Source organism: Bacillus sp. SRI_025 (assembly GCF_057592095.1).
Genome location: NZ_JBYEGB010000004.1, coordinates 140,619 through 154,104, shown reverse-complemented (window position 1 = coordinate 154,104; position 13,486 = coordinate 140,619). Strand labels below are relative to the sequence as shown.

General features: G+C 41.0%; 13 protein-coding genes. All 13 read right to left on the bottom strand.

Annotated features, from left to right (window positions below; all coding sequences use genetic code 11):
* Position 1: 1 nt before the first annotated feature.
* The 13 genes from fliI to topA all read right to left on the bottom strand — a co-directional run bounded on the left by fliI (position 2) and on the right by topA (position 13,422).
* Positions 2-1,318 (bottom strand): flagellar protein export ATPase FliI, encoded by a 1,317-nt coding sequence (gene fliI, locus AC20OE_RS13080; protein WP_487268892.1) that lies wholly within the window; start codon positions 1,316-1,318, stop codon positions 2-4.
* Positions 1,315-2,079 carry a flagellar assembly protein FliH gene (gene fliH, locus AC20OE_RS13075; protein ID WP_212042669.1) on the bottom strand — a complete coding sequence of 255 codons (765 nt, stop codon included), beginning with the start codon at positions 2,077-2,079 and terminating at the stop codon, positions 1,315-1,317. Before fliH ends, fliI begins: the two co-directional genes overlap by 4 nt.
* Positions 2,072-3,088 (bottom strand): flagellar motor switch protein FliG, encoded by a 1,017-nt coding sequence (gene fliG, locus AC20OE_RS13070; protein WP_058837706.1) that lies wholly within the window; start codon positions 3,086-3,088, stop codon positions 2,072-2,074. The genes fliH and fliG overlap by 8 nt, the downstream gene beginning before the upstream one ends.
* An 11-nt stretch (positions 3,089-3,099) precedes the next feature.
* A complete protein-coding gene (gene fliF / locus AC20OE_RS13065; protein ID WP_039178517.1) occupies positions 3,100-4,692 on the bottom strand; it encodes a flagellar basal-body MS-ring/collar protein FliF in 1,593 nt (530 codons plus the stop codon).
* A 49-nt stretch (positions 4,693-4,741) separates the two neighbouring features.
* On the bottom strand, positions 4,742-5,059 hold the full coding sequence (gene fliE, locus AC20OE_RS13060) for a flagellar hook-basal body complex protein FliE (protein ID WP_039178515.1): 318 nt from the start codon (positions 5,057-5,059) through the stop codon (positions 4,742-4,744).
* Positions 5,060-5,070: 11 nt separating this feature from the next.
* Complete coding sequence (flgC, locus tag AC20OE_RS13055) at positions 5,071-5,523, bottom strand: flagellar basal body rod protein FlgC (protein WP_024424179.1); 453 nt, start codon at positions 5,521-5,523, stop codon at positions 5,071-5,073.
* Entirely contained in the window at positions 5,523-5,912 is a 390-nt protein-coding gene (gene flgB, locus AC20OE_RS13050; RefSeq protein WP_039178512.1) for a flagellar basal body rod protein FlgB, read from the bottom strand. Before flgB ends, flgC begins: the two co-directional genes overlap by 1 nt.
* A 288-nt stretch (positions 5,913-6,200) precedes the next feature.
* On the bottom strand, positions 6,201-6,980 hold the full coding sequence (codY, locus tag AC20OE_RS13045) for a GTP-sensing pleiotropic transcriptional regulator CodY (protein ID WP_007499612.1): 780 nt from the start codon (positions 6,978-6,980) through the stop codon (positions 6,201-6,203).
* Between the two features lie 34 nt (positions 6,981-7,014).
* Positions 7,015-8,415, bottom strand: a complete 1,401-nt coding sequence (gene hslU / locus AC20OE_RS13040) for an ATP-dependent protease ATPase subunit HslU (protein ID WP_039178511.1) — start codon at positions 8,413-8,415, stop codon at positions 7,015-7,017.
* A gap of 16 nt (positions 8,416-8,431) precedes the next feature.
* Positions 8,432-8,977 (bottom strand): ATP-dependent protease subunit HslV, encoded by a 546-nt coding sequence (hslV, locus tag AC20OE_RS13035; RefSeq protein WP_024424181.1) that lies wholly within the window; start codon positions 8,975-8,977, stop codon positions 8,432-8,434.
* A gap of 14 nt (positions 8,978-8,991) precedes the next feature.
* Complete coding sequence (gene xerC, locus AC20OE_RS13030) at positions 8,992-9,909, bottom strand: tyrosine recombinase XerC (RefSeq protein WP_099663251.1); 918 nt, start codon at positions 9,907-9,909, stop codon at positions 8,992-8,994.
* Between the two features lie 62 nt (positions 9,910-9,971).
* Positions 9,972-11,276 (bottom strand): FADH(2)-oxidizing methylenetetrahydrofolate--tRNA-(uracil(54)-C(5))-methyltransferase TrmFO, encoded by a 1,305-nt coding sequence (gene trmFO, locus AC20OE_RS13025; RefSeq protein WP_024424183.1) that lies wholly within the window; start codon positions 11,274-11,276, stop codon positions 9,972-9,974.
* Positions 11,277-11,346: 70 nt separating this feature from the next.
* Positions 11,347-13,422, bottom strand: coding sequence for a type I DNA topoisomerase (gene topA / locus AC20OE_RS13020; RefSeq protein WP_058837708.1), 2,076 nt, complete (start codon positions 13,420-13,422; stop codon positions 11,347-11,349).
* Positions 13,423-13,486 lie beyond the last annotated feature (64 nt).

Here is a 13,486-nt window from a genome sequence, read left to right as displayed (position 1 = left end):
GTCAATCCTCTCTATTCATCAAACTGAGCAATAAACTCACACTGTCTTCAATAGATACAGCCTCTTCTACATCCTGCTTCAAAAATGAAATCAGATGAGGGTAAGCCTGCATGGCCTCATCAATATCTTTAGAGGAGCCTTTTTTATATGCTCCAATATTAATGAGGTCTTCAGCGTTTTGATAAGTGGATAAAAGCTGGCGGAACCGGTTAGCCGCTTCCTTGTGATCATGACTTGCGATATTGCTCATGACACGGCTGATACTTTTCAAAATATTAACAGCGGGAAATTGTCCTTTGTTGGCTAAAGCACGATCAAGTACAATGTGGCCATCCAGGATCCCCCTCACTGTATCAGCGATCGGTTCATTCATATCGTCCCCATCAACAAGAACTGTGTAAAACGCTGTGATCGAACCAAGCTGATTTGTCCCAGTTCGTTCGAGCAATTTTGGCAGTATAGCGAACACTGATGGTGTATATCCTTTTGTTGTTGGCGGCTCGCCAGTTGCAAGACCTATTTCCCTTTGCGCCATGGCAACCCTCGTAACAGAATCCATCATGAACATGACATTTTTGCCTCTGTCTCTGAAATATTCCGCAATGGCTGTTGCAGTATAGGCAGCTTTCAGTCTCGTCAGAGCAGGCTGGTCAGAAGTTGCGACGACAACAATTGATCGCTTCAGTCCTTCAGCACCTAAATCCTTTTCAATAAACTCACGAACTTCACGGCCACGCTCTCCAACAAGGGCAATCACATTGAGGTCTGCTTCTGTCTGCTTTGCAATCATCCCCATTAAGGTACTTTTTCCAACACCACTTCCGGCAAAAATCCCGATCCTTTGACCAGTGCCAACTGTGAGCAGACTATCAATGACTCTAACGCCGACACCCATCTTTTCTCGAATAGGCGGTCTGTCCATCGGATTTGGGGGTGATTGATCTGTCGAAACAGGTGCAAGTCCTTTCGGAAGCATACTGCCATCAAGCGGATCACCGAAGGCATCAACGACTTCACCAATTAATCCAGTCCCTACTTTGACCTTCAGCGACTCACCCGCCGCTTCCACAAGACTTCCTGGTGAAATATTGGATGCTTCTACATAAGGCATGAGCAGAATGTTTTCATCTCTAAACCCTACGACCTCTGCTTTGATCGGATGGTGCTTGCTCCCTTTTTTATGAATGAGGCACACGTCACCGATCGAACTCTCCGGCCCCTTAGATTCAATCATCAGCCCAACCACTCGGTTGACTTTTCCAAATCGTTTATAAGGATCAGCGGTTTCAATCGTTTCTTTTAACACATCCATTTTCATTTGTGATCACCTGAATCAATGACTTCTAATAATTTTTCTTTCAGCTGATTCAATTGGGTATCAACACTCGCTTCCACTTTTCCAAAACTTGTTTCTACGTAACAAGTTCCTTTTGGCGCTTTTTCATCCGAGTAAATGGCAAGATGTGTATCCTTTTGAAGGATTCTAATCAATTCGTCTTTATATTCCATCACATGCTCGTAATGTTCAGGGTCAACATAGATGGAAATATCGTCATATTCTTTCACTTCTGAAATGACCTGCTTCACAAGAGCCAAAAATTGATCTTTCGTCTCCTCAGCTGCATTCCAAACGCGTTTAGCGAGTTCAAAAGCAAGTTCCACAATTTGCTCAGCAGAGCTTTCAATTTTTTCTTCGTAGTCCTGCCTTGCAAGACCGGCGATGTCATTTGCTTGATCAAGAATAGCTTGGTACTGCATATTCGCATCTGCTTCGCCCTTTTGAAAGCCGTCTTGATAACCTGCTTGTTTCGCTTCTTCAATGAGCTGTATTCTTTCTTCTTCAAAATCAGTTCTGCGCTGATTGATCTCAGCCATTGTTTTTTCCAGCTCACTGTTTGCTTGTTCTAATATGCGGCTCGCCTGATCTTCTGCATCACTAAGTACAAGCTGCGATGCTTCGGTTTCATTGACAAGCTCTTCTTCGTGATGTTCTCTTTTAAACTCCACTTGCTGTAAAGGAATCGTTTGCCGTCCTTGTTCAGGAATAACAGATGTTTCATGTTTGATAATCCTAGACAATGATATCGTCTCCTCCGCCTCGAGCTATGACGATTTCTCCAGCTTCCTCAAGTCGTCTTACGATGCTGACAATACGGGTTTGTGCTTCCTCGACATCTCTAAGCCGGACAGGCCCCATAAACTCCATTTCTTCTTTGAATGTTTCGACCATCCGCTGTGACATGTTGCGGAAGACAATTTCTTTGACCTCTTCGCTTGCCACTTTGAGTGCGAGCAATAAGTCATCATTTTCAACATCTCTGATGACGCGCTGAATCGCTCTGCTGTCAAGAGTGACAATATCTTCAAAGACAAACATACGTTTCTTAATTTCATCAGCAAGTTCAGGATCTTGAATTTCAAGTGTGTCTAAAATGGTCTTCTCCGTAGCACGGTCTACACCATTTAGCACTTCCACAACCGCTTCGACTCCGCCTGTTTGCGTATAGTCCTGCGTAAAGGTTGAAGACAGCTTTTGTTCAAGAATGCGTTCCACCTCATTGATGATCTCTGGAGATGTGCGATCCATTAAGGCAATACGTCTTGCAACCTCAGTTTGTACTTCCTCGCCTAACTCAGATAAAATTTGCCCAGCCTGCACTGGATCCAGGTAGGAAAGGATGAGCGCAATCGTTTGTGGATGCTCATGCTGGATAAAGTTTAAAATTTGTTCTGGTTCAGCCTTTCGAGCAAAATCAAATGGTTTGACTTGAAGAGAGGATGTTAATCGGTTTAAGATACTGTCCGCTTTGTCCTCACCAAGCGCTTTTTCAAGCACTTGTCTTGCGTACAAAAGACCGCCCTGCGATATGTAGTCCTGCGCGATGGCAATGCTGTGAAACTCTTCGATGATTTCATCTTTTTTAGCAGTATCTACACTTCGTACATTGGAAATTTCTAATGTTAATTTTTCTATTTCGTCTTCAGACAGATGTTTGTATACAGATGCTGACACGTCTAGCCCTAAGGAAATCATTAGGATTGCTGCTTTTTGTCTGCCTGTTAGTCGATTTGGATCTTTTCTCGACATGTGTATTCCTCCTAATCCTCGGACAGCCAGCTGCGTAGCAATTTAGCAAAGTCTTCTGGTTTTTCTTTTGCCATTTTTTCAAGCTGATTTTTTCTCACCATTTCTTCTGTTTCTGGTTCAGTGTCGATATCAGGAACATCGATTGGTGTACGTTCATCAAACTCAAACTCTTCTTCCTCATCTCTTCTACGCTTACGTACAAGAAGAATGATAAGAGCGATAATTGCAAGTAGGAGCACACCGCCTACAATATAAACCCAGATTGGAATATTGTTTGAAGGGTTATCTGCCGCAGTTTGCTGTTTACCGTCTAATTTTGATACTGATAAAACGATTTTGTTATCTAAGTCTGCTTGAGTGAGCGCTTGACCATTTGTGTATTCTTTATCAATCGATGTGCTAATGATCGTTGAAAGAATCTTTTTGATATCATCTTGTCTTTCAGCTGTTAAAGAGTTTGCATCGTTTGCAGTTGGTGGTTCGACCAACGCTTGAATGCCAACATCTCTAATTTTATAAGGGCTTTCTTTGATATCTTTATGAATGCGGTTGACTTCATAATTGATACGATCTTCACTCTTTTCGTAATCTCCGCTTCCATTCGCTCCATCGGCACCTTGATAATTTGTGACATCATCGTCACCTGTTCCAGCGGTGCCTCCAGCTGCTGCTCCATTGCCTGAATATGTTTCAGCAATCTTTTCAGCGCTGACAGCAATCCCCTGCATGTTTTCTTTATCAACAGGTTCTACAAGGTCTTCTTTTCTTTTTTCTTCAGTAAAATCAATGTCTGTTGTGACCGATACAGCCACTTTATCTTGACCCATCATTGTTCCGAGCAGCTGCTGAATTTTTCTTTGAAGATTCTTTTCGATTTCTTCTTTTTTCTGCTGCTGTGCATCCATTCCACTTGCATAAGAATCGGAACTGGTGTTTAAGTCGTAGTAGTTGGAATCTTGGTCCATAATGACAATGTTTTCTGTTTTTAAATTCGGCACACTTTTTGAAATAAGATGATAAAGGCCTTTTACTTGCTGCGGCGTAAGCGTGTAGCCAGGCTCAACTTGCAGCACAATGGATGCTGATGCATTACTTTGCTCTTCTCCAACAAAAACGGAATCTTTTGGCAGGTTAATCATCACTTTTGAATCTTTAATCCCATCAATTGTATTGATCAGATTAGATAGTTCTGTCTGAGTTGCGTCTACTTTCAGAACATCAAATTCATTATCTGTTAAACCGAAGCCTGAATTGTTTGCAAAGAAGGAATAATCAATGTTGCCTGTCTTAGGAAGCCCTTCAGATGCGAGTGTTACTTTTAAAGAGTCTGCTTGCTTTTCTGGAACGAGAATCGTTGTTCCATTGTTTGCAAGTTCCGATTTAACGTTTTTGCCATCTAGTTCCTGTTTGATTTGTCCAGCTTCTGCCTCAGACAAGTCTCTAAAGAGCGGAACCATTTTTTCAGAAGAAGCAAAGATGCTAACAACCGTAATAATGATTGCTAGGGCAGCAACGCCGCCAATCATGAGTATTTTTTGTAATTTTGATCGATTTCGCCAAAACTCAACTGTTTTTGTTCTTAATTGCATTAAAGTACGATTCATCTTAACCCCCGGTCATTCCATTCAGTCTTTTTTTGTCCACCAGCACCTCCTACATCTGCATTCTCATAATCTCTTGGTACGCTTCGACTGCTTTATTTCGAAACTCTGTCGCAGCTGTGAGTGTGACACTCGCTTTTTGTGAAGCAATCATGACTTCATCGAGATTGACATCTTTTCCTTGTGCAAGCGCATTTGTATACTGGTCTGATTTCAGCTGTGATTGATTTAATGCCTCAATGGAATTCTTCAGCACATCAGAGAAATTCGTTTGACTTTTAGGTGCAGCCGCCTGCAAGGACGATGCATTCGTCAATTCACTTGCTTGCTGAGCGGTTTGAAGCTGGAAAGGAGATATTGCATTAACCAATTCTTTTCACCTTACTTTCCTATTTCTAAAGCTTTCATCAGCATGCTTTTGTTCGCATTTAGAGCAGTCACGTTTGCTTCATATGATCTTGAGCTGCTGATGAGGTCGACCATTTCTTTTAATGGATCGACATTTGGTGTTTGAACATATCCATTTTCATTGGCATCGGGATTTGTAGGATCATATTGAAGGTTGAATGGAGTTTCGTCTTCTGTAATCTTTGTTACTTTGACGCCGTTTCCTAATTTGCCGCTCGAATTCATACTTGAGTTCAATATAGATGAAAATGATTCACCTGACGGCTGTAATGTGACAAGTTTACGTCTATAAGGCTCCCAGTTGCCATCAACCTGTTTAGCTCTTGTTGTATCCATATTTGCAAGGTTTGAGGATACAACGTCCATTCTGAGCCTCTGTGCCGTTAATGCTGAGGCCGAAGCGTTCACTCCTGAAAAAATCGACATCACTTACCTCCTGTCAAAACTGTTTTAAGAGAATTAAATTTCCCGCTCATTCTTTCCACCAAAGCATTATACTGAATTTGGTTTTTAGCGAGTTCACTCATCTCTTGATCAATATCGACATTATTTCCGTTTTCTTGATATGAAGTACGGTTGCTAGAAACAACTGAATAATTAGACCCTGTTTTTGAAAAATCAATGTGACCTTGGTATGTTTTTTTAGCATCTAATTTGTTCGATGCATCATTTAGCATGTCATGGAATGCGACGTTTTTCGACTTGTAGTTCGGTGTGTCTATATTCGCGATATTATTGCTTATGACTTTTTGCTTAACATTCGCTCTGCCCAAGGCATTCTCAAGGTTGCTTATCGTTCCAGAAAATATATCCAAAACCATATACCTCCAATCATATGTATTTCATTCCATTTAATCATGTCGAGATTTGTAAAACCATATGTTCATTGTAAGAAATAATAGGATTAAAGTCTATGATGTATATGTAAAAAAAACTCGTAATATATATCTATTTTACGAATAGGTATAAAGGCCTAGATTCAAAGCACTACAGATTTGTAAGGGGTTTCTTGGAAAAAAGAGTGACATTTTTCGGACAAATCCTCATTTTTTCACATAAAAAAACCCTTTTCAGCATTTATTTCGGCCAAAAAGGGTTTTTGATTAATGAGATTTTAAATTTTCGAGTTCAATTAAAAATTTGTTGTTTAACACTTTGATGTACGTTCCCTTCATTCCAAGAGAACGAGATTCGATTACGCCTGCACTTTCTAACTTACGTAAGGCGTTTACGATCACTGAACGAGTGATCCCTACACGGTCTGCAATTTTACTTGCGACAAGTAGACCTTCGTTTCCATCAAGCTCTTCAAAAATGTGCTCAATCGCTTCAAGCTCACTGTATGATAGAGAGCTAATCGCCATTTGGACAACTGCTTTACTTCTTGCTTCTTCTTCGATTTCCTCTGCTTTCTCGCGAAGAATCTCCATTCCAACAACTGTTGCCCCGTATTCAGCAAGAATTAAATCATCATCTGTGAATGTATCTTGTAAGCGGGACAGGATTAACGTACCTAAACGATCTCCTCCGCCGATAATTGGAACAATTGTTGTTAAACCTGATTGGAATAAGTCACGGTTCTCAATCGGGAAAGCTGTATATTCACTGTTAATATCAAGGTTTGAAGACGTTTCTGGGACATTGAATAGACTCTTTGTATATTCTTCAGGGAACTGACGATCTTCAAGCATTTTTTTCATACGTGCATTTTCGATCTGTTGATTAATGGAGTAACCAAGAAGCTTTCCCCTTCTGCTTAATACGAAAATGTTTGAATCAATGACATCTCTCAGTGTTTCTGCCATTTCTTTGAAATTAACTGGTTTCCCCGCTGCATCTTGCAGCATTGAGTTAATAATCCTTGTTTTTTGTAGTAACGCCATAATAATGATCCTCCTAGATTACTTTATTCATTTGTTAAAGTATAAATTGACTTAAATCTTTGTTATTTGCAATCTTTCCTAGCTTCTCTTCAACATACTGAGGGGTAATGGTCACTGTCTCCATTGTAATATCAGGCGCCTCAAATGAAAGCTCTTCAAGCAGCTTCTCAAGTATGGTATGAAGCCTTCTTGCACCGATGTTATCTGTCTCCTGATTGACATGATAAGCCACTTCGGCAATCTTATGAATAGCATCGTCAGAAAATTCAAGAGATATACCTTCTGTTTCAAGTAAAGCTTTATATTGCTTTAATAATGCATTATCTGGTTCCGTTAAGATTTTCACAAAGTCTTCTATACTTAATTTATCTAATTCTACACGAATTGGGAAGCGTCCCTGAAGCTCAGGAATCAAATCTGATGGCTTTGCCATATGAAATGCACCTGCTGCAACAAAAAGCACATGATCTGTTTTAACGGCACCATATTTCGTCATCACAGTTGAACCTTCTACAATCGGTAAAATATCACGCTGAACCCCTTCACGAGAAACATCTGCAGATGATGCACCACCGCTTTTGGCGATTTTGTCGATTTCATCGATAAAAATAATTCCTTGCTGCTCTGCTTTGTAGACTGCTTCCTGACTGACTTCATCCATATCAATCAGTTTTGAAGCTTCCTCAGCCGTTAACGCCTTTCTTGCTTCTCTAACAGTCAACTTTCTGCGTTTTTTCTTTTTAGGCATGAGATTGCCAAGCGCATCCTGCATGTTCATACCCATTTGCTCCATACCCGAGCCTTGAAGCATATCAAACATGGAAGGCTGCTGTTCTTCTACTTCGATCGTGACGTAATGATCTTCAAGTTCTCCCATCGCCAGCTGATGAGCGATTCGCTTTCTTGTCGATTCGAGTTCCACTTCTTCATTTGAATGATCTCGATCACGGTCATCTTCATCAGAACCGCCAAACAGCATCTCAAAAGGATTTTTCACAGACTGGCTTTTTTTCTTACCAGGAACAAGTAAATGAACAAGACGTTTATTTGCTTGTTTTTCTGCTTCATCTTGAACATCTTTCATTTTTTCTTCTTTGACGAGTCTAATCGCTGTTTCAACTAAATCTCTCACCATTGACTCTACGTCACGGCCAACATAACCCACTTCAGTAAATTTCGTCGCTTCCACTTTAATAAAAGGCGCACCAGAAATTCGAGCAATTCTTCGGGCAATTTCTGTTTTCCCCACACCTGTAGGGCCGATCATTAAAATATTTTTAGGAACGACTTCATCCTTTAGCTTATCATGTAAAAGACTTCTTCTGTAACGGTTTCTTAAAGCCACCGCCACTGCTTTTTTCGCATCAAGCTGACCAATGATGTATTGATCAAGCTTTTCAACTATCTCTCTTGGGGTGAACGGCTTTTTCTCCATACGTCTCATGTCCTTTCTATTCAAGCTCTTCTAAAGTGATTTGATCGTTCGTGTAGACACAGATTTCTCCGGCCGTTTCAAGAGCGGCCTTTGCAATTTCTCTCGCTGAGAGATGATCACCTGCATGGGTTTTGAGTGCTCTCCCTGCGCTAAGGGCATAGTTGCCGCCTGAGCCAATGGCCAAAATCCCATCATCTGGTTCAATGACCTCTCCAGTTCCAGAGACGAGCAGGATGCTCTCTTTGTTCATGACGATGAGCATGGCCTCAAGCTGCCTTAGCATCTTGTCACTTCGCCATTCCTTCGCTAGTTCTACGGCTGCCCGCTTTAAGTTGCCACCATATTCTTCAAGCTTTGTTTCAAACTTTTCAAAGAGTGTAAACGCATCTGCTACTGAACCTGCAAAACCTGCAAGCACCTTGCCTCCGAAAAGACGGCGCACTTTTTTTGCTGTGTGTTTCATCACGACAGCCTGCCCGAAAGTAACTTGACCGTCGCCAGCCATTGCACTTTTTCCTTTATGTTGAACGGCAAAGATGGTTGTTGCATGAAATGATGACATGAAAAAACCTCCTTTTAGGATCGTTTAAAAGCCCTTGGGTGATGAGACATGTACGTGTTTCTTAAAGAATCTTTTGATACATGCGTGTACACCTGTGTAGATGATAAATTTGAATGACCGAGAAGTTCTTGAACACTTCTCAAATCCGCCCCCGCGTTTAAGAGATGCGTGGCAAAGGTGTGCCTTAACATGTGAGGATGGATATGTAATGTACCTGACGCCTTTTTCATTAATTCAGTGAGAATGAATCGAACACCTCGGTCTGTAAGAGGCGTCCCGCGCTGATTCAAAAACACATGTGCATCAGCGCGGTCTTTCCCCTTAGATTTCAGCTTCTGCCTTCCATCCTCTAAATAAGTAATGAGCGCTTCATGAGTATATGACCCGAAAGGAACATACCGCTGCTTGCTGCCTTTCCCATGAACGAGCACTGTATCCATCGATAAATCAAGATCAGATTCTTTTAATGAACATAACTCACTGACCCTCATACCTGTTGCATAAAGAAGTTCTAAAATGGCTTGATTTCTTTGCCCCAGCGGTGTGCTGACATCAGAAACTGTAAAAAGCTCTTTTAGTTCCTCCTCATACAAAAATGAAGGAATCCGCTTATCCTGTTTTGGTAAGCTAACGAGTAAAAAAGGATTTTCTTTCACAAGCTGTTCCCTTAATAAAAATTTATAAAAGCTGCGAAGCGCAGAGACTTTCTTACTAATCGTTCTTCTTGTCAGGCCTTTTTCATAAGCTTCTGTTAAATAAATTCTCGTATCTTGATAGGATACCTCTTCAAAACCGTCTATTCCTTGAATGTTCATAAATCTGACAAACTCTTCAATGGCTTCTGTATATCCTGAGATCGTTAAAGCTGAATAGTTTTTTTCAATTTGCAGATATTCAATGAATAAGTGGACAAGACGCTGTTTATTCGTCATTTTTACACCTCTTTAAGGCTTTTAAATGGTATCACATATCTTGCTTTCCGCGCAATGTTTTACTACAGAGATTTCGAAATAGTTTGAATAGTTTCGATTGCGCGCTTAGCGTACTCTGCATAACGTTCTTGTTTGTTTTTAATTCGAACACCTAGATCTTTCAGCAAACCAAAATTCGCATTCATCGGCTGGAAGCTTTTCTTGTTTGTCGACGTGATGTAGTGAGCCATACTGCCAATCGCCGTTTCCTCAGGAAGTGTCACAAGCTCTTCCCCTTTAACAAAACGAGCGGCGTTAATGCCAGCCACAAGTCCGGAAGCTGCAGACTCGACATACCCTTCAACGCCTGTCATTTGTCCGGCAAAGAATAGATCATCTCTATTTTTAAACTGATAAGTCGGTCTTAAAAGGCTTGGCGAGTTAATAAATGTATTACGGTGCATTACCCCGTAACGAACAATCTCTGCTTCTTCAAGGCCTGGAATCAAACGGAATACTTCCTTTTGATCGCCCCACTTTAGATGTGTCTGGAAGCCAACGATGTTATATAAAGTACCTGCTGCATCATCCTGTCTTAATTGAACAACAGCGTAAGGTCTTTTTCCTGTTTTCGGATCTTCCAGTCCTACTGGCTTCATCGGGCCAAACAGCATCGTTTTCTTTCCTCTTTTCGCCATGACTTCAATTGGCATACAGCCTTCAAAGAAGATTTCTTTTTCAAATTCTTTTAATGGCACAGTTTCAGCAGAAATGAGCGCCTCATAAAAACGATCGAATTCTTCTTCTGTCATTGGACAGTTTAAATAAGCGGCTTCTCCTTTGTCATAGCGTGATTTCAAATACACCTTATCCATATCAATGCTATCTTTCTCTAGAATAGGTGCCGCTGCATCGTAGAAATAGAGATATTCTTCTCCTGTTAACGATTTTAATTCTTTTGAAAGTGCTTCTGATGTCAGCGGGCCAGTTGCGATAATTGTCGGACCTTCTGGAATGCTTTGCACTTCTTCTTGAAAGACCGTAACATTCGGATGATTTTTCACGCGATCTGTCACGTTTGCTGCAAATTCATGACGGTCTACTGCAAGCGCGCCGCCCGCAGGAACTGAGCTTTCATCTGCCGCTGCGATAATGGCTGAATCTAAATGACGCATTTCTTCCTTTAATACACCTACTGCATTCGTCAAAGCGTTCGCACGCAGTGAGTTGCTGCATACAAGCTCCGCAAATTTATCTGTGTGGTGAGCCGGCGTTTGTTTCACAGGTCTCATTTCATATAAATTGACTTTAATTCCTCGTTTAGCGATTTGCCATGCAGCTTCACTTCCAGCTAAACCGGCTCCGATCACATTTACAAATTGACTCATTGGACAACTCTCCTATTTCGTAAGTTCTGTTTGATGACATAAAAAAGCAGGTGAACAAGGTTGCTCACCGCTATTTTTGTTGTTCCTCTTTATAATCACAGTTCACACATTGAACTTGAACGCCTTTTTTCAGCTTTTTCTCTACAAGCATATTTTCGCATTTTGGACACTTTCTTTCAATTGGTTTGTCCCAAGAAACGAATTCACACTCTGGAAAACGATCACAGCCGTAAAAAATGCGGCGTTTCTTCGATTTTCGTTCAACGATGTTTCCTTCATGACATGACGGGCATTTAACACCGATATCTTTGACAATTGGTTTTGTGTTACGGCAGTCAGGAAAGTTCGAGCACGCCATGAACTTGCCGTATCTACCCATTTTGTACACCATCGGATGTCCGCACTCTTCACAATCAACACCTGCGTATTCCGGCTCAATCTCAACTTCTTGCATCTCTGCTTCAGCTTTTTCTACCCGTTTTGCAAAGTCTTGATAGAAGCTGTCGATAATACGAACCCATTCGATCGTACCTTCTTCAACACTATCAAGTTCCTTTTCCATTTTCGCTGTAAATTCAACGTTAATGATTTCAGGAAAGAATTCGATGATTAAGTTGAGTACAATCTCTCCAAGCTCTGTCGGAGTAAATCGTTTATTATCAAGTGCGACATAACCGCGCTTTTGAATCGTATCTAATGTTGGTGCATACGTAGATGGACGGCCTATACCGAGCTCTTCAAGTGTTTTGACCAATCTTGCCTCTGTGTAGCGAGGAGGCGGCTGTGTGAAGTGCTGTTCAGGTTCGATATCTTTTGAAAGAACTGTATCCCCTTCTTTCAGATCAGGAAGCATTTTGTCCTTTTCCTCGAGCTGGTCGTCCTTTCCTTCTACATAAACCTTCATAAACCCAGGGAATTTCACTTTACTTCCATTCGCACGGAAAGTAAGACCATTATGATCAAGATCCACACTCATTGTATCAAGAACAGCCGGCGCCATTTGGCTTGCCACGAATCGTTCCCAAATCAATTTGTACAGGCGAAGCTGATCACGGCTTAGCACATGCTTGACATCTGCCGGTTTTCTTAACGTAGAAGTCGGACGGATGGCTTCGTGAGCATCTTGTGCGTTTTCATTCTTTTTAGCCGTTCGTTTTGTTGTATTTAAGAAATTCTTGCCGTACGTCTGATCAATGAAAGCAGATACTTCTTCAATCGCCGTATTTGAAATACGTGTTGAGTCCGTTCTCATATAAGTGATGAGACCGACTGTACCTTCTTTACCAAGATCAATTCCTTCATATAATTGCTGTGCAATCATCATCGTCTTTTTTGCACGGAAGTTTAATTTTCTTGCAGCCTCTTGCTGTAAAGTAGAAGTCGTAAACGGAACAGCTGGATTACGTTTACGTTCTTTTTTCGTTACTTTCTCTACAGAGAATTTGTTTCCTTTTAATTTCGAAAGGATTTCTTTTACATCTTCTTTTGTTTTCAATGGATGTTTTTTGCCATTGAGACCAAAGAAACTTGCTTCGAAGCTTTCTTTTCCTTTGAGGAATGTACCGTCAATTGTCCAGTATTCTTCTGGTTTAAATTCATTAATTTCATTCTCGCGATCAATAATGAGTCGGAGTGCAACTGATTGAACACGGCCAGCACTTAAGCCCTTTTTCACTTTCTTCCATAAAATCGGACTGATTTTATACCCAACGAGACGATCTAAAATTCGTCTTGCCTGCTGTGCATCAACTAAGTCCATATCGATCATACGAGGATGCTTAAAGGAATCTTTAATCGCATCTTTTGTAATCTCGTTAAAAACAACACGGCAGTCAGAAGAGAGGTCAAGGTCAAGGCTATGTGCTAAATGCCAAGCAATCGCTTCTCCCTCTCTATCGGGGTCAGCCGCGAGAAAGACTTTCTTTGCTTTTTTCGCCGCTGTTTTTAATTCCTTTAAAACTGGGCCTTTCCCGCGAATCGTAATATATCTCGGTTCGAAGTCATGCTCAGTGTCAACACCGAGCTGACTTTTCGGTAAATCCCTGACGTGTCCCATTGAAGCCTTTACTTTATACTTTTTTCCTAAATAACGCTCAATCGTTTTCGCCTTTGCTGGCGACTCAACGATGACTAAATAATCAGCCATACTCAAAATCCCCCTTAAGAGGTGTTCTCTCTTTATACATTTCACAATTCATATTTATGTTAAT

Coding starts and splice junctions, on each gene's coding strand:
- fliI (WP_487268892.1), bottom strand. CDS start 1,318: ATGAAAATGGATGTGTTAAAAGAAACGATTGAAACCGCTGATCCTTAT.
- fliG (WP_058837706.1), bottom strand. CDS start 3,088: ATGTCGAGAAAAGATCCAAATCGACTAACAGGCAGACAAAAAGCAGCA.
- fliF (WP_039178517.1), bottom strand. CDS start 4,692: ATGAATCGTACTTTAATGCAATTAAGAACAAAAACAGTTGAGTTTTGG.
- flgC (WP_024424179.1), bottom strand. CDS start 5,523: ATGTCGATTTTTTCAGGAGTGAACGCTTCGGCCTCAGCATTAACGGCA.
- codY (WP_007499612.1), bottom strand. CDS start 6,980: ATGGCGTTACTACAAAAAACAAGGATTATTAACTCAATGCTGCAAGAT.
- hslU (WP_039178511.1), bottom strand. CDS start 8,415: ATGGAGAAAAAGCCGTTCACCCCAAGAGAGATAGTTGAAAAGCTTGAT.
- hslV (WP_024424181.1), bottom strand. CDS start 8,977: ATGTCATCATTTCATGCAACAACCATCTTTGCCGTTCAACATAAAGGA.
- xerC (WP_099663251.1), bottom strand. CDS start 9,909: ATGACGAATAAACAGCGTCTTGTCCACTTATTCATTGAATATCTGCAA.
- trmFO (WP_024424183.1), bottom strand. CDS start 11,276: ATGAGTCAATTTGTAAATGTGATCGGAGCCGGTTTAGCTGGAAGTGAA.
- topA (WP_058837708.1), bottom strand. CDS start 13,422: ATGGCTGATTATTTAGTCATCGTTGAGTCGCCAGCAAAGGCGAAAACG.